Source organism: Pseudoalteromonas sp. PB2-1, from assembly GCF_045040605.1.
Classification (GTDB): Bacteria; Pseudomonadota; Gammaproteobacteria; order Enterobacterales; family Alteromonadaceae; genus Pseudoalteromonas; species Pseudoalteromonas arabiensis.
This window is the reverse complement of the sequence record NZ_CP090667.1, coordinates 2768138-2787631: the sequence shown is the minus strand read 5'-3', so window position 1 is coordinate 2787631 and position 19494 is coordinate 2768138. Positions and strand designations below refer to the sequence as shown.

General features: G+C 41.9%; 18 protein-coding genes and 5 tRNA genes. 19 read left to right on the top strand and 4 right to left on the bottom strand.

All coding sequences use genetic code 11. The annotated features are described in order from the left end of the window. The first annotated feature begins 74 nt into the window (after nt 1–74). Nucleotides 75–1460, top strand: coding sequence for a DNA repair protein RadA (gene radA, locus L0Z67_RS13055; protein ID WP_062569571.1), 1386 nt, complete (start codon nt 75–77; stop codon nt 1458–1460). 82 nt (nt 1461–1542) lie between these two features. Beyond that, nucleotides 1543–2475: a hypothetical protein gene (locus tag L0Z67_RS13050; protein WP_405128110.1), complete on the top strand. Its 933-nt coding sequence runs from the start codon at nt 1543–1545 to the stop codon at nt 2473–2475. Between the two features lie 40 nt (nt 2476–2515). On the opposite strand, the gene L0Z67_RS13045 is transcribed toward L0Z67_RS13050, so the two are convergent. Then, nucleotides 2516–2854 carry a hypothetical protein gene (locus L0Z67_RS13045; protein ID WP_062569573.1) on the bottom strand — a complete coding sequence of 113 codons (339 nt, stop codon included), beginning with the start codon at nt 2852–2854 and terminating at the stop codon, nt 2516–2518. A 138-nt stretch (nt 2855–2992) separates the two neighbouring features. Beyond that, entirely contained in the window at nt 2993–4309 is a 1317-nt protein-coding gene (gene srmB / locus L0Z67_RS13040; protein ID WP_405128109.1) for an ATP-dependent RNA helicase SrmB, read from the bottom strand. Between the two features lie 76 nt (nt 4310–4385). Between srmB and L0Z67_RS13035 the strand changes: the two genes are divergently transcribed. Beyond that, on the top strand, nt 4386–5084 hold the full coding sequence (locus L0Z67_RS13035; RefSeq protein WP_405128108.1) for a tRNA1(Val) (adenine(37)-N6)-methyltransferase: 699 nt from the start codon (nt 4386–4388) through the stop codon (nt 5082–5084). 70 nt (nt 5085–5154) lie between these two features. Continuing rightward, the gene (locus tag L0Z67_RS13030; protein WP_062569576.1) at nt 5155–5583 is read left to right on the top strand and encodes a DUF2147 domain-containing protein; all 429 of its coding nucleotides are present in this window, start codon (nt 5155–5157) and stop codon (nt 5581–5583) included. Nucleotides 5584–5627: 44 nt separating this feature from the next. Here the strand turns inward: L0Z67_RS13030 and fldB are convergent, their stop codons facing one another. Further along, the gene (fldB, locus tag L0Z67_RS13025; protein WP_062570025.1) at nt 5628–6149 is read right to left on the bottom strand and encodes a flavodoxin FldB; all 522 of its coding nucleotides are present in this window, start codon (nt 6147–6149) and stop codon (nt 5628–5630) included. Nucleotides 6150–6277: 128 nt separating this feature from the next. On the opposite strand from fldB, the gene xerD reads away from it, so the two are divergent. The 11 genes from xerD to L0Z67_RS12970 all read left to right on the top strand — a co-directional run bounded on the left by xerD (nt 6278) and on the right by L0Z67_RS12970 (nt 13710). Next, a complete protein-coding gene (gene xerD, locus L0Z67_RS13020) occupies nt 6278–7165 on the top strand; it encodes a site-specific tyrosine recombinase XerD (protein WP_405128730.1) in 888 nt (295 codons plus the stop codon). Between the two features lie 59 nt (nt 7166–7224). Then, nucleotides 7225–7959 (top strand): bifunctional protein-disulfide isomerase/oxidoreductase DsbC, encoded by a 735-nt coding sequence (gene dsbC / locus L0Z67_RS13015; RefSeq protein WP_062569578.1) that lies wholly within the window; start codon nt 7225–7227, stop codon nt 7957–7959. A gap of 70 nt (nt 7960–8029) precedes the next feature. Then, nucleotides 8030–9751 (top strand): single-stranded-DNA-specific exonuclease RecJ, encoded by a 1722-nt coding sequence (gene recJ, locus L0Z67_RS13010; protein WP_405128107.1) that lies wholly within the window; start codon nt 8030–8032, stop codon nt 9749–9751. Nucleotides 9752–9894: 143 nt separating this feature from the next. Then, a protein-coding gene (gene prfB / locus L0Z67_RS13005) for a peptide chain release factor 2 (RefSeq protein WP_130149625.1) occupies nt 9895–10993 on the top strand; the annotation gives its coding sequence in 2 pieces (ribosomal slippage) (nt 9895–9969 and nt 9971–10993; 1098 coding nt in all). Between the two features lie 26 nt (nt 10994–11019). Beyond that, complete coding sequence (lysS, locus tag L0Z67_RS13000; protein WP_062569581.1) at nt 11020–12555, top strand: lysine--tRNA ligase; 1536 nt, start codon at nt 11020–11022, stop codon at nt 12553–12555. Between the two features lie 250 nt (nt 12556–12805). Beyond that, the gene (locus L0Z67_RS12995) at nt 12806–13003 is read left to right on the top strand and encodes a hypothetical protein (protein ID WP_062569582.1); all 198 of its coding nucleotides are present in this window, start codon (nt 12806–12808) and stop codon (nt 13001–13003) included. A gap of 113 nt (nt 13004–13116) precedes the next feature. Beyond that, nucleotides 13117–13209, top strand: a tRNA-Ser gene (locus L0Z67_RS12990). Nucleotides 13210–13242: 33 nt separating this feature from the next. After that, nucleotides 13243–13319, top strand: a tRNA-Arg gene (locus tag L0Z67_RS12985). A gap of 22 nt (nt 13320–13341) precedes the next feature. Further along, nucleotides 13342–13418 (top strand) — tRNA-Arg (locus tag L0Z67_RS12980). Nucleotides 13419–13458: 40 nt separating this feature from the next. Then, nucleotides 13459–13535, top strand: a tRNA-Arg gene (locus L0Z67_RS12975). 98 nt (nt 13536–13633) lie between these two features. Then, nucleotides 13634–13710: transfer RNA gene (locus L0Z67_RS12970), tRNA-Arg, on the top strand. Nucleotides 13711–13938: 228 nt separating this feature from the next. Here L0Z67_RS12970 and L0Z67_RS12965 read toward each other — a convergent pair. Then, nucleotides 13939–15954 (bottom strand): TonB-dependent receptor, encoded by a 2016-nt coding sequence (locus L0Z67_RS12965; protein ID WP_405128106.1) that lies wholly within the window; start codon nt 15952–15954, stop codon nt 13939–13941. A gap of 264 nt (nt 15955–16218) precedes the next feature. Here L0Z67_RS12965 and L0Z67_RS12960 point away from each other — a divergent pair, with 264 nt between their 5' ends. Genes L0Z67_RS12960 through L0Z67_RS12945 form a run of 4 tightly spaced genes read left to right on the top strand, consistent with a single transcriptional unit; the run spans nt 16219 to nt 19463 of the window. Next, nucleotides 16219–16581 (top strand): hypothetical protein, encoded by a 363-nt coding sequence (locus L0Z67_RS12960; RefSeq protein WP_405128105.1) that lies wholly within the window; start codon nt 16219–16221, stop codon nt 16579–16581. 46 nt (nt 16582–16627) lie between these two features. Next, nucleotides 16628–17596, top strand: coding sequence for an SH3 domain-containing protein (locus L0Z67_RS12955; RefSeq protein WP_405128104.1), 969 nt, complete (start codon nt 16628–16630; stop codon nt 17594–17596). Between the two features lie 8 nt (nt 17597–17604). After that, nucleotides 17605–18717 carry a mandelate racemase/muconate lactonizing enzyme family protein gene (locus L0Z67_RS12950; RefSeq protein WP_193987704.1) on the top strand — a complete coding sequence of 371 codons (1113 nt, stop codon included), beginning with the start codon at nt 17605–17607 and terminating at the stop codon, nt 18715–18717. Further along, entirely contained in the window at nt 18714–19463 is a 750-nt protein-coding gene (locus L0Z67_RS12945) for a L,D-transpeptidase (protein ID WP_083515321.1), read from the top strand. The genes L0Z67_RS12950 and L0Z67_RS12945 overlap by 4 nt, the downstream gene beginning before the upstream one ends. Nucleotides 19464–19494: the final 31 nt, after the last annotated feature.

The window sequence follows — 19494 nt, the reverse complement described above, 5'->3', positions numbered from 1 at the left end:
TTAAATCGTTAGTTCAGTTGTCTATTGTACATTTAAATACATCACAAATCAGCGACCAAAATAGGTAAAGCTCAATGGCAAAATCAGCAAAAATCGAATTTGTCTGCACAGAGTGCGGTATGAACTATCAGCGTTGGCAGGGGCAGTGTAAATGCGGTGCTTGGAATACACTGGCAGAATTTAAACCTTCAGCAGGGCAATCTAAACAGGCTGCAAGTCGCGCAGCGGTGGCAGGTTATGCGGGAGGCGCTGGTGGCGGTTCTAAAAAAATTAATGAGGTCGAAACGGCTGAAGCTGAAAAACGTCTGACTGAAATTGGCGAACTTGATCGCGTGCTTAGTGGTGGTGTCACCACAGGTTCGGTGAATATTATTTCTGGTGATCCAGGAGCAGGTAAAACGACCTTGTTGTCCGATTTAATTGCGCGTATGTCAAAATTAATGCCCTCTTTGTACTGTACCGCTGAAGAATCATTATCGCAGTTTAAAAATCGAGTTAATCGCTTGCGCTTGGATTACAACCAAGATGAGCTTTACTTACTGTCTGAAACCAGTGTTGAAGCGATTATCGAAGAGCTTGATAAAAATAAAATTAAGTTTGCTGTTATTGACTCAATTCAGGCCGTGGTAACTGAAACGGCAAACGGCAGCCCCGGTTCACCATCGCAAGTTAAAAGCGCAGCACAAGCGCTAACACAATACTGTAAGCAACATGACGTGACTATGTTTATCATTGCTCATGTTAATAAAAACAATGAAATAGCGGGTCCACAAACGTTAGTGCATATTGTTGATGCACTGCTTCATATAGATACTAACGACGGACAAATACGTACCTTACGTGCTAACAAAAACCGTTTTGGTGATATTGATACGGTGGGGATTTTCAGAATGTGTGAGCGCGGTATGCTCAGTGTTGATAACCCAAGTGAGATATTTTTATCGGGTTCAAGTACTGAATCGCCAGGTTCAGCAATCACTTGTATTCGTAAGGGGAACCGTAACCTCCTCCTAGAAATTCAATGTTTAACAACAGAAACCGAAGCAGAGTTTCCACAACGTGTTTGCGTTGGATTGAATATGAATCGAATTAAAATGCTTACCGGTATATTACGCAAACATACAAAAACGAAAATTTTCCATGATACTTTTTTCAATATTGTTGGCGGCTTAAAGATAGATGAGTCAGAGACTTGTATTGACCTTGCTTTAGTCGCGGCACTGTTAAGCAGTCTCAATGAATTTGTTGTGCCTAGGACAACTTGCATCATGGGGGAACTGAGCTTAAACGGTGATGTCAGACCTATAGATAGTGGTGTGCCGCGAGTAAAAGAGGCTGCACAGCATGGTTTTACAGAAATATTTATTCCATATCGAAACTACCATAAATCAATGGAAGGTTTAGGAGCAAAAATTACGCCTGTGAAAACGGTGCATGAGCTCTTGTCATTAATTAATTAGTGACAATTTGATAAGCTAGGGTTGTGTTGAACCTTTAAGCTCAACATTCTCAAGAAATTAGCACCAACTTAAAGGAAATAAAATGAAGAAGTTAGTAATTGCAGTTGCTGTCGCAGCTGTTGCCGGTGGCGCATATTATGCGAACTACACAGCAACACAGGAAGTGAAAAAAGTGGTTGATCAGCAAATTGCTGCACTATCAGCCCAAAGTGGTGTTGAGGTGATGTATGATAATATTTCAGCGAGTGTATTTAATAACAGTGTGCAGCTATCTGGCATCAAAGTGCAAAGTGTTGAAGGTGATGAGCAAGTTGCCAGTATTGATACCATTGAAGTAACAGGCTATGAGGAAGATGCCATTCCTCCACACACTGGGTTTGTAATGACTAACTTTCGCTTTAGCGATTCTTTCTTGGCACAGCTGCCACAAAGCGCCAACAGTAAGCTAGCCTCTAAAAGTTATAATGTAGACTCATCGCTTGATTACAATAAAGACTCAGGTGATAGTGACTTTGCGCTGAAAGTAACCGCAGCGGATGTAGCTGATGTGACGTTTAATTTAGGGTTAGCCAAGTCTACCCCTTTGATGGAAGCATCACTTGCTATTAGCCAACAACAAAAAGCTTCTGGCGGTGCACAACCAACTCTTGAGCAACAGCTTCAGCAGCAGTCAAAGATGATGGCTGCCATGTCTGAGTTGGAGCCTCGCAGTGTAGAGTTTGCGATTGAAAATCAAGGTGAATTAAAAGCGGTAGTAGAAAGCTTTTTAAAAGCGCAAGGTATGACCCACGAGCAATTTCAGCAAATGGTCACAATGCAGCTGCAACAAGCTCCTGTTAGCGCAGATTTAGCCACAGCGATTACTAATTTTGCCAACGGTTTATCTTCATTATCTTTGTCTGCAAGTTTACCTGAGGGCAAAACGATGCTAGAAATTAACCAACAAATTATGAGCCTAGCAGGTCAACCAGAAGAACTTGCTAAATTTATCAATTTAGACGCTAAAGGAGAATAAGTAACTAACGTTAAGTTACTTATTCTTTTAGAAAATAACCTTAAAACTTAGCGGTATCAGACTGGCTGACTTTAAGGTTATTTTTCACACGGCTAACTCCTTGGCTGTGCTCTAAAAACTTTTGTGCCAATGCGCGTTTAAAGCCCGTTTCCGTGGAACCGTATAATTCAATCGTATCACCGTTAACAATAACTTGTAGGTTCTCGATAGAAAAATTAGGATTACTCATCAGCTTGTGAAGTGCTAATTGCTGAAGTCGAGGTTGAGCCGATGTGCTAGTAGTTAATACACTGGTATTAGCGCTAACTTGTGTTGCGCATGCAAGTAAAAAAATACAACAAAATGATGTAAGTACTACTGTTAGTTTAAAACGGTTCATACGATTCCCTCGTGAATGATGAGCATATGCTGAACCAGTTACAATTTTTATTCCAATATTTAATATGTTGATTTTAAAGGATAATATATTTTCACTAGTTATTTCAGGAAAAAAAGCTATGAATTAATTACACACTAGTTAGTAAAAACGGCAGCAAAAAGTACACACAAAAATGCCGTGACAAGCACGGCATTTTTTAGTTATTACAGTATCTACGAAGATTATTTTTTCTTTTTCGCTTTTACCTTTGCTTTCTTTTTTAGCCTTCATCTTTACTGGATCCTTTTTCTTTTTCGACGGGATCTTTGCTTCTTTGTGTTGTGGCTCTAACCCTTTAATAACACGACGCTTTAACTTTTGTTCAATATAACGTTCAACCTTACCCAAAATAGCAACGTCATGTGCTTCTACAAATGAAATTGCTGTGCCTTTTTTACCTGCACGACCTGTACGGCCAATTCGGTGCACATACACATCTGCTGTACGGGGCATATCAAAGTTAATTACATGGCTAATATCAGCTACATCAATACCACGCGCCGCTACGTCAGTTGCAACTAAAATTTTATTGCGACCAGAATGGAAATTTTCCATTGCTTTCATGCGTTTATCTTGTGGCATTTCACCACGTAGCCAAGCTACACGAAGTCCTTCGTTGTTTAGAGCGCCAATCAGAGTTTCAAGGCGCTCACGTGTTTTTACAAAGACAATGGCTTTTTGCAGCTCGTCACTGTTAAGCGTATCAATGAGCATCTTTAATTTGTGATTATAATCATCTGCTAAGTGCACCCACTGGTGAATTTTGCCTTTTTCTTTACGTGACGACTCTGCTTCGAGTAGTGCAGGGTCATTCAAAATACGCTCGGCAAACAACTCAACGCTGTCGCCTTCTAACGTGGCAGAGAATAAGAAGCATTGACGACGATTACGTGCTTCATCACAGATACGTAGCATTTCTTTACGAAAGCCCATATCAAGCATGCGATCCGCTTCATCGAGAATAAGCATTTCGACGTTTTCAGCATGGAAGTTCTCAGTTTCAAGGTATTCCATTAAGCGACCTGGTGTCGCAATAAGAATGTCGTTATTGCTTTCAAAAATCTCTTTATGTGTCCCATAGTTAATACCGCCCGTGACAACACCTATTTTTAAGTGCGTTTGTGCAGCTAGCAGTTCACATTGCTCATGAATTTGATAAGCAAGTTCACGAGTGGGGGTCATGATCAGCACCCGTGCAAAACCTGGATCGCGACGTGGGAAGTCAAGCAAGTATTGAATTGCAGGAATCAAAAACGCGGCTGTTTTACCCGTACCAGTAGGGGCAGATGCCAAAATATCACGACCTTGTAGTGCTTCAGGGATCGCTTGTTGTTGAATACTTGTTGGCGTATCAAAACCCATTTTATTGATGGCATTTAACAGCTTGTTATCGATATCAAATTCAGAAAATTGCATAGAGTGACATAAATAGAGGACAATTAGAGTTGATTATACTAGCTATCAGCACTGTGGTGAATGAAAAGGTGAAAAAATGTCAGGCTTTGTGTTTAAACAATTTACAGTTGAGCAAACTCGTTCTGCGATGAAGGTTTCGACAGATGGTATTTTATTAGGTGCTTGGGCTGAATTGGCAAATGCAAAATCCCTTCTCGATATAGGTACAGGAACGGGATTGCTTGCTTTGATGGCAAAACAGCGTGCTCCAAAGGCGAAAGTGGTGGCAATCGAAGTAGATGCTGAGGCGTGCATTGACGCTAAGTTTAACTTTGCAAATAGTCCTTGGCCTGAAATTTGTTTACATCATGGTGCCATACAGTCTTTTCAATCAACACAGCCCTTTGATGTAATTATTACTAACCCTCCGTATTTTAATGCGAGTCTAAAAGGGGACAATGAAGCACGTAATACGGCGCGTCATACAGATGGTCTTGGTTTTTCTGAGTTAATTGAGTGTTGTACTAAGTTAAGTCACGCCAACACCTTACTCAATGTAATTTTACCCTGCAAAGAGGCATCTTCTTTTATTGAACAAGCTAAGTGTAAAGGATGGAACTTGGCGCGTATGTGTAATGTACGCACCACATTAAAAAAGCCACCCAGCCGAAGTTTAATGTTATTTTCTTTACAGTCTGAGGTGTGTCAGACACATTCTTTGACTATTCATGCTGCAGATGGCGGCTATAGTGATGAGTATGTTTCTTTGTGTAAGGATTTTTATTTAAAAATGTAACTATCTAAAAATAGAGTGTTTACTCAAGCCTTGCTATAGTGGTGGCGTTTTAAAATTATAAGAGCTGTTTATGTTACGTTTATCTATAACTTTAAGTGCATTACTTTTCTCTCAATATACTTTTGCTGCGTTGAATCCTGTGGGACTTTGGAAAACAATAAATGAAGAGACAAATGAAGCAAAATCACTGGTACGCATTAGCGAACAAAATGGCGTATTAACAGGCAAAGTAGAAAAAATTCTAAATCCAGCAAAGCAGGATGCTATCTGTGAAGAGTGTGATGGTGATAAGAAAAATCAACCAATTCTTGGCATGACAATAATCGAGGGGGCAACTGATGCGGGAGATGGAAGCTGGCAAGATGGTGAGATTCTTGACCCGAATAGCGGTAAGACCTATACCTTAAAACTGACGCCACAAGAACAAGGTCAAGTACTTGAAGTTCGCGGTTATATTGCTTTTTTCTACCGTAACCAGTATTGGCAGCGTGTAGAGTAAACACTAGAAAAGCCAAGCAATGCTTGGCTTTATAGGCGTTATTTTTACAAGCTTTCGCTATATTCAGTCATGACTTGTTCAACCCACGAGGCAATACGTTCATCGCTCAGTTCATATTGACTGTCTTCATCAAGTGCTAAGCCAACAAACTGTTTACCATCTTCAGTGAGTGCTTTTGAAGCCTCGAACTCGTAACTGTCATCATTTGGCCACTTGCCTAATAAAGTGATCGTTTGGTCGCAAATTTCATCGTGTAACATACCGAGCGCATCTTGGAACCACTGGCCGTAACCTTGTTGATCGCCCATGCCAAACAGAGCCACGGTTTTACCATTTAGGTTAACATCTTTAATGTCGTCCCAAATTGATTCCCAATCTTCCTGTAATTCACCGAAGTCCCACGTTGAAATGCCGAAAATAACAAAATCGAATTGCTCAGCATTTTTTAATGGCTCATCTTTGATATTGTGAAGACTCACTATGTCTTGGCCGATAATATCGCGAATTTTTTCAGCTGCTATTTCTGTGTAGCAGGTTGTAGAACCATAAAATAAACCAATCTGCATCGTATTTATCACTGTGTATTTGCCTGATATGATAGGCGCAAGTTTACCGTAAGGTATAATCAATTGATACCTTGATAAGGATGAGAGTACGCGTGGCTGATAATAATTCCCAAGCCCAAAAAGGTGTAATAACAGCAAATAACGCCGAACATTTAGAGTTATTTTTAGATACGCTGTATCTTGAGCAGGGAGTCAGCGAAAATACACTCGCTGCTTATCGCAGTGACCTTGAAAAGTTTTGTCAATTTTTAAAAGATAAAGATCTTCTAGCTGTGAGTAATGAAGATATTGAAGCGTATTTAGCGTATCGCGTTGATTTAGGCCTTAAATCACGTAGTACCGCGCGTAGTATTAGCGCACTTAAACGTTTTTATCAGTATTTTGTACGTGAAAAAGCGATAGCTGATTCGCCGATGGTCAATATTGCTCAGCCAAAAGCAGGGCAGTCATTACCTAAAACGCTGTCAGAAGCCGAGGTTGAAGCACTCCTTGGGGCTCCTGATATCGAAGATCCAATGGGGCTTCGCGATAAGGCCATGCTTGAGCTTTTATATGCAACAGGACTTCGTGTTACTGAGCTGGTGGGGCTTCGAATGGAGCAGATTAACTTGCGTCAAGCTGTGGTGTTTGTAAAAGGTAAAGGTAATAAAGAACGTTTAGTGCCCCTTGGTGAAGAAGCCATGTATTGGCTAGAACAGTTTCTGAAAGTGGGCCGTTCGCATATGATTAAGCATGCCACTGATTTTGTGTTTCCATCTAAACGTGGAATCGGCATGACACGACAAACCTTTTGGCATCGTATTAAACACTATGCTATTTTGGCATCAGTTGAATCACCATTATCACCACATACGCTGCGTCATGCGTTTGCAACGCATTTGCTTAATCATGGAGCTGATTTGAGGGTGGTACAAATGATGTTAGGTCATAGTGACTTATCAACAACTCAAATTTATACCCATGTAGCCAATGAGAGATTGAAGTCGGTACACGAGCAACATCACCCACGTGCGTAGTGCAAGATTTTTAAAGATGTACCGGTCTATACTAGAAATGATCAGGATATAGGATAGTTATGAAAAAGTTAGTTTTAGCCACGGCATTGCTTGGCACAAGTCTTAATGTGATTGCCAATGGTGTATCGACCACCGACGCTGCAGATGCGCCTATCATCGCTAAATTTGCCGAATTAGGTGTAACCGTAAAGCAAATAAATCCAAGCCCTGTCGCTGGTCTTAAAGAACTGATTACAGATAAAGGGGTACTTTACGCAAGCCCTGATGGTCAATTTCTAATGCAAGGCACATTAATTGATTTAGAAAATCGCGTAAACCTTACAGAGCATGCGTTGAGCGATGTACGTAAAGCGGGTATTGCTGAATATGAAGATTCAATGATCGTTTATAAAGCAAAGAATGAGAAACATTCTATCACCGTATTTACTGATATCACCTGTGGGTACTGTCGCAAATTACACCGTGAATTAGATGACTTTTTAGATGCAGGTATCACAGTTAAATACCTTGCTTTCCCACGTGGTGGCTTACGTGGTAAAGGTTACCAAGATTTAATGAATGTATGGTGTGCAAAAGACCCCGCTGAAGCGCTTACAGAAGCCAAAGCGGGTGCAGATGTTGCCACTGTTGAAGGGTGTAGTGCGCCAATCGCTGAGCATTACCAACTTGGTCAAAGCTTTGGTATGTCGGGTACGCCGGCTATTATTTTAGAAGATGGTACGATGATCCCAGGTTATCAATCAGCAGCGCAAATCAGCCAAGCACTTGATGCATTGCCAAAAACATCTTCATAATCTTTTTATAAAAAGGCCTATTTAGGTAGGCCTTTAATCCGCTTTAAGCTAAGAAAGTAATACGTCCAACATGGAAAAAATAATCCAAGTTCGCCCTCGTGTTGATGACTCATATCTTCCACATCACTTACATCCAGTTATCAAGCAAATTTATGCCTCTCGTCAGGTTCAAGATGCCAAAGAATTAGATAATAGTGCAGCAACATTACATGACTTTAAGCTGTTTAAAGACATAGACAAAGCTGTGTTGTTATTACAAGACGCGCTGGCATCACAAAGCCGTGTGCTAATAGTGGGTGACTTTGATGCCGACGGTGCAACGAGCACCGCAACCTTGATGCAAGGTTTGGCTATGTTTGGTTTACAGAACCTAGACTATTTAGTGCCGGACAGATTTAGCCTTGGTTATGGTTTGAGCCCTGCACTTGCTGAGCAAATCGTGACAATGCAGCCTGAGCTGGTGATTACCGTCGATAATGGCATCTCCTGTATTGATGGCATTGCTATTGTAAAGCAAGCAGGTATTAAAGTGCTGGTCACTGATCATCACTTGCAAGGTGAAGCATTACCAAACGCCGATGCGATAGTGAACCCAAATCGCCATGACTGCTCATTCCCATCAAAATCCATTGCTGGGGTTGGCGTGGCGTTCTATTTATTGATTGCACTGCGCAGCCATTTACGTGAACAAGGGTATTTTCAGCATAAACCAATGCCTAATTTGGCCGAATTACTTGATATTGTTGCTCTTGGCACCGTTGCTGATGTGGTTGCGCTTGATGCCAATAACCGCACCTTAGTGCATCAAGGTTTAGCACGTATTCGAAGTGGTAAAACACGCCCAGGGATCAGTGCGTTAATCGAAGTGGCAAATCGCAATGCAGCTCGTTTAAGTGCCAGTGACTTTGGCTTTTCATTGGCGCCACGCTTAAATGCAGCAGGGCGTTTAGATGATATGAGTTTAGGCATAGCCTGTTTATTATCAACCGATATAAATCAAGCACGCCGTATTGCCGGCGAGCTTGATAGCCTTAACCATGAGCGCCGTGAAATAGAGCAGGGCATGCAAACTGAAGCACAAGCCGTGCTTGACCGGTTAGCGTTTAAAACAGAGTCAGTGCCGGATGCCATTTGTTTATATCAAGCCGATTGGCACCAAGGTGTGATAGGCATATTGGCAGGGCGCTTAAAAGAGAAGTATCACCGTCCTACGGTTATTTTTGCAGCTGGCGATAATGGTGAAATAAAAGGTTCCTGCCGCTCAATTGAAGGGCTGCATATGCGCGATTTACTCGAGCGAGTAAATACCCTGTATCCACATCTTATTAGCAAATTTGGCGGTCATGCTATGGCGGCGGGGCTGAGTATCAATGAGCAATGCTTTAATGAATTTAAAGCGGTGTTTGAGAAAATGGTGACCGACACACTGACTGATGAGCATAAACAAAGTATTTTGCTAACCGACGGTGAACTGCCCAATGACTGCTTTTCGATGGAGTTTGCCAATCAGCTAAAAAATGCAGGACCTTGGGGGCAGCAATTTCCCGAGCCTGTGTTTGAACATGTTTTCGAAGTAATACAGCAGCGTATTGTCGGTGAAAAGCACTTAAAACTGGTTTTAAAGCATCAATCAGGGCGCTTAGTTGACGGTATTGCATTTGGTGTTGACGTACGTGCATGGCCAGACACTGAAGTGAGGTACGTCAAAGCTGCTTATCAGCTCGATATAAATGAATTCCGTGGCAAATTTTCGTTACAACTGATTATTCGAGAGCTACAAAAAGTGACATAAAAATATCGTCTTTATCGGCATAAAAGGCTAATAAAACGCTCGGTTTTTTGTTAAAATCGGGCGTTTTTAATATTTGTAGATAATTTACCGTAATTATTGTCGTAAGCTGTGCGCGGTAAATCAGCCATTTTGGAGTAATGTACATGTTTGAAGTGAATCCTGTGATTAACCAGATCAAGGAAATTCGCGAACGTACTGAACTGCTTCGGGGGTACCTTTGACTACCCTCTTAAGAAAGAGCGGTTAGAAGAAGTTAACGCAGAACTTGAAGATTCAGCAGTATGGAACGAGCCAGAGCGTGCGCAAGCGTTAGGCCGTGAGAAGTCATCACTAGAAGCTATCGTCGAGACCATTGATAATCTCGTTACGGGCACAGACGATGTTGAAGGTTTAGTTGAACTTGCAGTGGAAGCTGAAGACGAAGAAACTTTCCAAGAAGCTGAAGCTGAACTTGAAGATTTAAATGCACAACTTGAAAAGCTTGAGTTTCGTCGTATGTTCTCTGGCGAGCAAGATCAAAACGATGCGTACCTTGATTTACAATCAGGCTCAGGCGGTACTGAAGCACAAGACTGGTGTAACATGTTACTGCGTATGTATTTACGTTGGGGTGAAGCAAAAGGCTTTAAAGTTGAACTTGTTGAAGCAACTGATGGTGATGTGGCTGGTATCAAGGGCGCAACTGTGCGTTTCGTTGGCGAATATGCATACGGTTGGTTACGTACAGAAACAGGCGTTCACCGTTTAGTGCGTAAGAGCCCGTTCGACTCAAGTGGTCGTCGTCATACCTCGTTTGCATCGGCATTCGTTTACCCAGAAATCGACGATAATATCGAAATTGATATTAATCCGGCTGACCTACGTATTGACGTTTACCGTGCATCTGGTGCCGGTGGTCAGCACGTAAATACCACTGAATCAGCGGTACGTATTACTCACGTGCCAACCAATACGGTTGTTCAGTGCCAAAATGAGCGTTCACAGCACAAGAATAAAGACCAAGCAATGAAACAGCTAAAAGCGAAATTGTTTGAACTTGAGCTACAAAAGCAAAATGCAGAGAAACAAAGCCAAGAAGATGCAAAGTCAGACATTGGCTGGGGTAGTCAAATTCGTTCATACGTGCTTGATGACTCGCGCATTAAAGACTTACGTACAGGCGTTGAAAACCGTAATACTCAAGCGGTTCTTGACGGCGACTTAGATAAATTTATTGAAGCCAGCCTTAAATCTGGCCTATAACCACCAAGCTAAAAAAGAGCTAAAAAATGACTGATCAAATCCAAGACGAAAATAAGTTAATCGCTGAGCGTCGTGGCAAATTAGACGCAATCCGCGAAAATTGCCCTGCCAACGGTCATCCAAACCAATTCCGTCGTGAACATTACACGGCTGATTTGCAAGCTGAGTTTGGTGATAAATCGAAAGAAGAATTAGTTGCTGAGCAGCACGTTGTATCAGTAGCGGGTCGTATTCTTGCAAAACGTGGTCCTTTCCTTGCGTTACAAGACATGAAAGGCCAAATTCAAGCGTACGCCTCAAAAGACGTACAAAAAGAATTAAAAGCAAAATACGGTCAACTTGATATCGGTGACATCATCGGTGTTAAAGGCGCACTAAATAAATCAGGTAAAGGTGACCTATACGTAGAAATGACAGAGTACGAGCTACTTACTAAGTCATTACGTCCGTTACCAGAAAAGTTCCATGGTTTATCTGACCAAGAAACTAAATACCGTCAACGTTATGTTGACTTAATCACTAACGATGCGACGCGTGAAACATTCCGTATTCGCTCAAAAGTTGTCGAAGGTATCCGTCGTTTCTTAGCTGATCGTGACTTCATGGAAGTTGAAACACCGATGCTACAAGTGATCCCTGGTGGTGCGTCTGCACGTCCATTCGTAACACACCACAACGCACTTGATATCGACATGTACTTACGTATTGCCCCTGAGCTTTACTTAAAACGTTTAGTTGTTGGTGGTTTTGAGCGTGTATTTGAAATCAACCGTAACTTCCGTAACGAAGGTTTATCAACGCGCCATAACCCAGAATTCACCATGATCGAATTCTACCAAGCATACGCTGATTACATTGACCTAATGAATATCACAGAAGACATGCTACGCACTGTTGCGACAGACGTACTTGGTTCACCAATTGTTGTTAATACAACGAAAGACGAAAACGGTGAAGTGGTAGATTCAATAGAATATGATTTTGGGAAACCTTTTGCACGCCTAACAATGAGCGAAGCTATTCTTAAGTACAATCCAGACTTTGATGCGGCTGTATTTAATGACCCTGAAAATCATTTTGAAGAACTTAAAGCGTACGCTAAGCAAGTACACGTTAAAGTGCCAGAAAACTGCGTTTGGGGTCCAGGTAAGTTCTTATGTGAAATCTTCGAAGAGACAGCTGAGCACAAGTTAATTCAACCAACTTTCATCACAGCTTACCCGTGGGAAGTGTCACCACTTGCACGTCGTAACGATGAAAACCCATTCGTGACTGATCGTTTCGAATTCTTCGTAGGCGGTCGTGAATTAGCCAATGGTTTCTCTGAGCTTAACGATGCACAAGACCAAGCTGAGCGTTTCTCGCGTCAAGTTGAAGAAAAAGACGCCGGTGATGATGAAGCAATGCACTACGATGAAGACTACATCCGTGCATTAGAATACGGCTTACCGCCAACAGCGGGTGAGGGGATTGGTATTGACCGTCTAGTGATGTTATTTACTGACTCACCAACCATTAAAGACGTGATTTTATTCCCACACATGCGTCCTCAAGCTGACTAATCAGCTAATGTCTTTAAAACGCCGCTTTTAAGCGGCGTTTTGTTATCAGAAAATTCTGAAATTTTCCGCTTGTCCCCTTACATTCTTTTTTTAATTAGCTGATCTAAAAAGAGTTACAGAATTGCTGTTTTTTAATAGTCACGTATTTTTAACTTTTTATTCTAAAGTGTAATTGTAATAGTGTTATTTTTAACCTGGTTATGAGAAAATTGCGCGATTATCATCCAATGCGTAAATGGACTTTATAATAATGAAAAAGAAGCCTTCGCAGTTGTCTACTGAAGCTAATAAAAGCGAGCACCAGCGTGAAGCGTTTTATCGTGCGTGTATTGCTGAATTTCAACAATTGGGTTATCAAGATCAATATCTCGCAGAAATGACTGATGAGCTAATTCCTTTAACAGGCTTAGATATATTGACTAATAAGGAAAAACCAGCGAAAGACTGAGCAAAAAATTGCCTGTTTTTTGTTGTTATGACCATTCTGTGACCATCTACACTATTTTCCTTGAAAAGTGTTTGACATATTGCCTGAAATCTTTATTATACGCCCCACAAGATGGAGAGGTGGCCGAGTGGCCGAAGGCGCTCCCCTGCTAAGGGAGTATAGGGTTTGTAGCTCTATCGAGGGTTCGAATCCCTCCTTCTCCACCATTTTTTTAATGGTTTTCTTGTAAAGTAAAGAATGGGCGCATAGCTCAGCTGGATAGAGTACCTGGCTACGAACCAGGCGGTCGGAGGTTCGAATCCTCCTGCGCCCACCATCCTTTACTAAAATCAAAAAGTGGGCGCATAGCTCAGCTGGATAGAGTACCTGGCTACGAACCAGGCGGTCGGAGGTTCGAATCCTCCTGCGCCCACCACTTTTGAAAAATCACTGCAAGATTATAAAATGCAATTTGCGGACGCGTAGCTCAGCTGGATAGAGTACCTGGCTACGAACCAGGCGGTCGGAGGTTCGAATCCTCCCGCGTCCGCCACTTTCTCTTAGAAAGTGACATAAGCCGACAAGCAGTCGGTTTTTTTGTGTCTTTAAGATACAGTCAATGCAAGACTCATACATGCATCACTACACTGCGGACGCGTAGCTCAGCTGGATAGAGTACCTGGCTACGAACCAGGCGGTCGGAGGTTCGAATCCTCCCGCGTCCGCCACTTTCTAATAGAAAGTGAACAAACCGACGAAAGTCGGTTTTTTTGTGCCTGAAATTCGCGAATCACACACTTTTCACACCACAAATTAAACTCCCAACTCAAAATACGAAAAATGTACCCCGTAGGCGTGAAACTTGTTTCACGCGCATTAAGGATAGTTTCGCCATAAATGACGACCTCACACGGTAGGGGCTCTATACGTAGGTTTTAAAACGTATAGAGCGATTATTAAAACAATAAACTTAGATTAAGTCTCACTGTACGAGGTTCAATAGGGTGAAAGTGGTTATCCTCTATGCCTTCTGCGGGCTCTCCCGCTAAGCGTGAAGCATAGTAATAATCGATATCATGGTCGTTACTATCGAACAGATTGAGTAGCTCTAAGCCTACTTTCCAATGAGTTTGTTGGTAGCTAACAAGACCATTTACGACTGTAAGCGGCTCTGAGCGCTTGTCGCCATCATCACTTAACATACGTTTACCAATATGACGTAAGCGTAATGAGGTTTGCCATTGCTCAGTTACTTGCCAGTTTATACCGGCGCTTGCAACGATAGGAACAGCTCCTTCGATACGGTCATTGTTACTATCAATATCTAAACGAGAGTGAGTGAATGATGCCTCAGCATCTAGGCTTAGTGTATCGGCTAGCCAATAGTATGCACTAAGCTCTAAGCCGTAACGTTTTGAAGCATCACTGGCTTCTGTATTACCAGCATCGCCAACAAACAATAATTCAGAATCAAGCTCTAGCCACCAAAGTGCGGCAGAAAAGTTGAATTGCTTTTCATCAAAGTAGCGCATACCCACTTCTGCACCATTACTTTTAACAAGTAAGTCCACAGTGTCAGCAGCTTCAAGCGTGACGGGGTCTAGGCTAATTGTCGCGCCACGAGCATCATTTGAGTGAAAGGATTGCCCCCAGTTTGCATAACCTGCCAAGTTATCGCTGAATAAGTAGGTTAGGCTCGCTTTAAAACCAAGCAAGTCGTCATCAGCTTCTCCTGAGTTAGCCGTATTGTTGCTATCTACACTGGCATCTAAATAGTCATAACGAACACCGATAGTCGCCTCAAGCTGCTCGCTTAATGTTAATTGAGTTTGCCAAAATGCGGCATAACTTGTTTCATCTACACTGTCTTCACGAACAGTAGATAAAAACTTACGGGCCTTCGTATTATAAAGCCCCACATTATCGATATTATCATTACGAAGCTCTATACCAACACTATGATTTACAGGTATAGCGTTTAATTTATCGGAAAATTGATAGCTCAGAGCTCCGCCTGAAATTGTGCGCTTATCTTGTTGGTTGAATTGGTCACCATTAATAGGGTCATTTAGCAAATAAGAGAAGTTAGAAAATAAATTTAGCTCATAATCAATAATATAAGCGTTAGCTGCAAAGTGTTCGTTTTGCCAGTTCGTCGATAAACTATAACGACTCGATTCACCACCTAGCGTGGTGTCCAGCGACCCTAGTTCAGAGATAATACCTTGAGCAATAGCTCTTTGAGGGATTTGATCAGCAGAGTTCCAGCTGTTGTCGTAAGCCATAGCTGTAATTGATAAGTTGCCACTTTTTGATTCGTTCACATAGCGAAGTAGGGCGTTCTTTTTATTTACGTCTTCATCAATGTCTTGCCAAGGGCCATCATAACCTTGCCACTCTGTTGCAGCTATTAATTTTCCGTCGCCAACTTTTATATGGCCTATGGCAACTGCTCTTAAGTAGTTATCTTCACCAAGTGTAAAGTCGAGTTGCTGGTGTTTTGGATTATCTGTAAGGTGAAAATAGGCACTGCCGGCTGTAGAAAAATCACCTTGTCGAGCATCATAACTTCCTTTTTGGTAGCTAACGGTGGCAACCGTTTCAGGAATGATGAAGTTTAAATCTGTATAACCTTGACCATGGCCATGGCTACGCATATTAATCGGCATACCATCTATATTGGTCGCAAAATCAGTCCCATGATCTAAGTTAAAACCACGAATAAAGTATTGATTTGCTTTACCTGAGCCACTATGTTGCGTTACCGCCATACCTGGAATGAGTTCAAGCATTTCAGTACTTCTTAGCATGGGACGGTTTTCAATTTCACCTTGACCAATAACACCGCTAGAGGCACTAATTGATTCACCTATTAATCCTGTGCGATGCCCATACACTGTGATTTTTTCTATATTTGCTAACGCGTCTCCTGAGCAGCTAATGCAGCCCAGCAATAGGTATAACTTGTTCATTTTTATAAATTCCTTTTCAAGGGAGGTTTACACTATAAACGTAGTTGCTAACACCTTGGATGCAAATAAGTTAATAAGTATGAAAATTAAGTTACCTTGCTTCATAATAAATTTGTGGTAAATTTAATAAAATATTCCAAAAAAAATAATAATTGTGAATTTTGTTTTGTGTATGCGGAACAGCTTATTGGCCTGCAAGTAAGGGGCAGCATGTATTTGCTAAATTGTTAAATTCACGCATTTACTAAGAATTAAGGAACAGCTATGCGTCGTTCAATTATCGCTTTATCAATTACTTTAGGTGTTGCTTTTAGTGCACCTATGCATGCTGAGGGTTGGCAATCAGATGTTATCGGGGTCACCCAGTCACAGCTTTCACCAAGTTACTGGTTAGCGAAAGGTGCATCAGCAAAAATGATCATGACGGAGGCGCAAATTGCAGCCTTCAACGAGAAATTAATTAAAGATAATAAATACATTGTTGATCCACTGTCATTTCAAAAATCGCTCACTAAAGACGAGCTAACACGCGCCATTCATTCGGCAAGCTCAATTCCAAAAAAGCCCGCGCTTTTTTACCGACGGACGGCAACTCACCGCGAAAGATTTTGCAAAATATCAGGCTAATTTAGACCTTAATAAAGTCGCTGATAACAATGAAGTACGCTTTGCTGTGGTCGTTAAGCGCACGGCATTACGCACTTTTCCAACCTGGGATCGGGTTTTAAATAGTGGCCTTGATCAAGACTTAGATCGCTTTCAAGAAAGCGGTATGTTCCCAGGGGAAGCGGTTGCTGTATTGCATCAAAGCGCAGATAAAAAATGGCTGTTAGTACGTGCTTACAACTACTTAGCGTGGGCGCCTGCCGAAGATCTTGCTTTTGCAGATGCAGATAAAATAAAAGCTTATCGCGAACAAGATAACTTCTTGGTGGTAACTGATGCAAAAGTAAATACCGCTTATGTGCCAAGCGATGAAAGCCTTTCAGAAGTACAGCTCGATATGGGAGTACGCTTACCTTTAGTTGATAATGAGCAAGTACCGTATTTGCTCAACGGCCAAAACAGCTATGCTAGCCATGTTGTACAGTTACCTACCCGCGATGAGCAAGGCAAACTTGTTATTAAAGCCGCGATGATCAGCAAAACTGCCGATGTAAATTTAGGCTACCTAGACTACAACGAGCAGAATCTGATTAAACAAGGCTTTAAGTTTTTAGGCGAGCGTTATGGTTGGGGGCATGATTACAATGGCCGCGACTGTACTGGGTTTGTTGGTGAGATTTATAAAAGCTTTGGTCTATTAATGCCACGTAATTCAGGCCAGCAAGGCAGCAGCGAATACGGACAAAATAGTCGTTTTGATAAAAATACCGCGGCGGATGCTAAGTTGCCGACGGTTAAAAACATGGCTATTGGCGATCTAATTTATATTCCGGGTCATGTGATGATGTACTTAGGGGAGCATCACGGCGAGCCTTATGTTATTCATGACGTTAAAGGCTTAGGCTATAACAAAGGCGATGGTAGCTTTTATAGTAGTGCCTTGAATGGGGTGTCGGTCACGCCCTTATTGCCACTTAGATTATCTCAAGAAACCAGCTATTTAGACCGTGTTTATAACATTAAGCGTATTCGCTAGAGGCCAATATGAAAATTAAAGCTGTTCGCTTTGCAAAGCTCAAAGTGCCATTAGTTACCCCATTTAAAACTGCACTGAGAGAAGTGAGTTTTATCGAAGACTTAGTGGTTTTAATCGACACCGAATGTGGCCAAATCGGCTATGGCTCTGCGGCCTCAACACCGGTTATTACAGGCGATACCCATCAAGGGATGATAGCGGTCATTCAGCAATTTATTGCCCCTAAACTAGTCGGGCAAGAAGTCGAAAACATCAATCAGCTTACTCACATTATTCAATCAACGGTGATTGGTAACAACAGTGCAAAAGCGGCCTTAGAGCTGGCGGTTTATGACTTATGGGGTAAGCTCTACCAAGCGCCTTTATATAAGTTACTAGGTGGTGGTAAGTCAGCGCTGAAAACTGATATCACCATTAGTGTCGACAACATAGATAAAATGCTCAGTGACTGTCAGCGCGCGGTTGAGCAAGGCTTTGATGTATTAAAAATAAAAATCGGCAATAACCTTAATCAAGACATTGAACGTGTAAAAGCAATCCATGCAGGCTTTGCCGCTAAGGTGCAGTTACGTTTAGATGTAAATCAAGGCTGGGATGCCAAACAAACTGTGTTTGCACTGCTACAACTAGAGCAAGCAGGCGTGGTATTAGAGTTGGTTGAGCAGCCAGTAAAAAGCAGTGATATTCAAGGTCTCAAATATATTACTGAGCGAGTGAACACCCCGATTATGGCCGATGAAAGCGCCTTTTCACCTAAGCAAGTGATCCAACTTTTAGAACTTGGTGCAGTTGATATTATCAATATTAAATTAATGAAAACGGGCGGTTTAAGCCGAGCAATTGAGATTGCTAATATTACAGCCCAATACCAAGCGGAATGTATGATTGGCTGTATGCTAGAGGGCAGTATTGCCGTTGCTGGTGCTGCACATTTAGCCTCAGCCAAAGCGCAGCAAATCAGTAAAATCGATTTAGATGGCCCTGCCCTTGGTCAGTATGACCCTGTGCAAGGGGGCGTTGAATTTAGCGGCCCACAAATACGCTTATCCGATGCCCCAGGTCTTGGCATTGAATCAATAGCGGGACTTGAACCAATTACAAACGGAGTATGGCCAGCATGAAAAAACTAGTCAGTCTTATTGCAGCTATGAGTTTATCGGCTTGTGCCAGCAAAGAGTTACCTAAACCTGTTATTGATAACAGTCATCAGCAGCTCGTGGTGGTGGTCGCTAATGATAGTGATGCTATTGATGCCACACTGTATCGTTTTGAAAAAAGCGCCGGTAGCTGGCAACAACAAGGCGAGCAACATGCGGTGGTGCTTGGCCGTACAGGTCTTGCTTGGGGAGTGGGGCTGCATCCTGCACAACCTGGCCTGCAAAAACAAGAAGGGGATGGTAAAGCACCAGCAGGTGTTTTTGAACTAGGTACTGCCTTTGGCTATTTAGATTCACTGCAAACGAACCTCAGTTATCAAGCAATGACCGCCAATGATTATTGTATTGATGTAAAAGGCTCGCCGTTTTACAACCAATTGGTTGATAAAGCACAAGTAGGCGAAGATGCCGTAAAAGACTCTTCAGAATGGATGCGTCGTGATATTTACAGCCAAGATAACCTTTATAAAAAAGGCATTGTAGTTAAGCATAACCCAAGCAATATTAATGGTGCGGGCAGTTGTATCTTTATGCATTTATGGCGAGCGCCAAGTAAGCCTACAGCAGGTTGTACAGCAATGACAGAAAGCGATATGGATGCTCTACTTGCTTGGTTAGATGAGCGTAAAAAGCCGTTATTAGTCAGCTTGACCAAGGCGCAATATCAACAAAAGCAAAGTCAGTGGCAATTACCTAGCTTAGCTGAATAAAAATAATAAAATAAAACTATTTTAATTTTGT

Bases quoted from the DNA above. Each gene is read 5' to 3' on its own strand.
- dsbC (WP_062569578.1), top strand. From the start codon at position 7,225: ATGAAAAAGTTAGTTTTAGCCACGGCATTGCTTGGCACAAGTCTTAAT.
- L0Z67_RS13050 (WP_405128110.1), top strand. From the start codon at position 1,543: ATGAAGAAGTTAGTAATTGCAGTTGCTGTCGCAGCTGTTGCCGGTGGC.
- L0Z67_RS13030 (WP_062569576.1), top strand. From the start codon at position 5,155: ATGTTACGTTTATCTATAACTTTAAGTGCATTACTTTTCTCTCAATAT.
- L0Z67_RS12950 (WP_193987704.1), top strand. From the start codon at position 17,605: ATGAAAATTAAAGCTGTTCGCTTTGCAAAGCTCAAAGTGCCATTAGTT.
- lysS (WP_062569581.1), top strand. From the start codon at position 11,020: ATGACTGATCAAATCCAAGACGAAAATAAGTTAATCGCTGAGCGTCGT.
- radA (WP_062569571.1), top strand. From the start codon at position 75: ATGGCAAAATCAGCAAAAATCGAATTTGTCTGCACAGAGTGCGGTATG.
- fldB (WP_062570025.1), bottom strand. From the start codon at position 6,149: ATGCAGATTGGTTTATTTTATGGTTCTACAACCTGCTACACAGAAATA.
- L0Z67_RS12960 (WP_405128105.1), top strand. From the start codon at position 16,219: ATGCGTCGTTCAATTATCGCTTTATCAATTACTTTAGGTGTTGCTTTT.
- L0Z67_RS13045 (WP_062569573.1), bottom strand. From the start codon at position 2,854: ATGAACCGTTTTAAACTAACAGTAGTACTTACATCATTTTGTTGTATT.
- recJ (WP_405128107.1), top strand. From the start codon at position 8,030: ATGGAAAAAATAATCCAAGTTCGCCCTCGTGTTGATGACTCATATCTT.
- L0Z67_RS12995 (WP_062569582.1), top strand. From the start codon at position 12,806: ATGAAAAAGAAGCCTTCGCAGTTGTCTACTGAAGCTAATAAAAGCGAG.
- srmB (WP_405128109.1), bottom strand. From the start codon at position 4,309: ATGCAATTTTCTGAATTTGATATCGATAACAAGCTGTTAAATGCCATC.
- L0Z67_RS12945 (WP_083515321.1), top strand. From the start codon at position 18,714: ATGAAAAAACTAGTCAGTCTTATTGCAGCTATGAGTTTATCGGCTTGT.
- L0Z67_RS13035 (WP_405128108.1), top strand. From the start codon at position 4,386: ATGTCAGGCTTTGTGTTTAAACAATTTACAGTTGAGCAAACTCGTTCT.
- L0Z67_RS12965 (WP_405128106.1), bottom strand. From the start codon at position 15,954: ATGAACAAGTTATACCTATTGCTGGGCTGCATTAGCTGCTCAGGAGAC.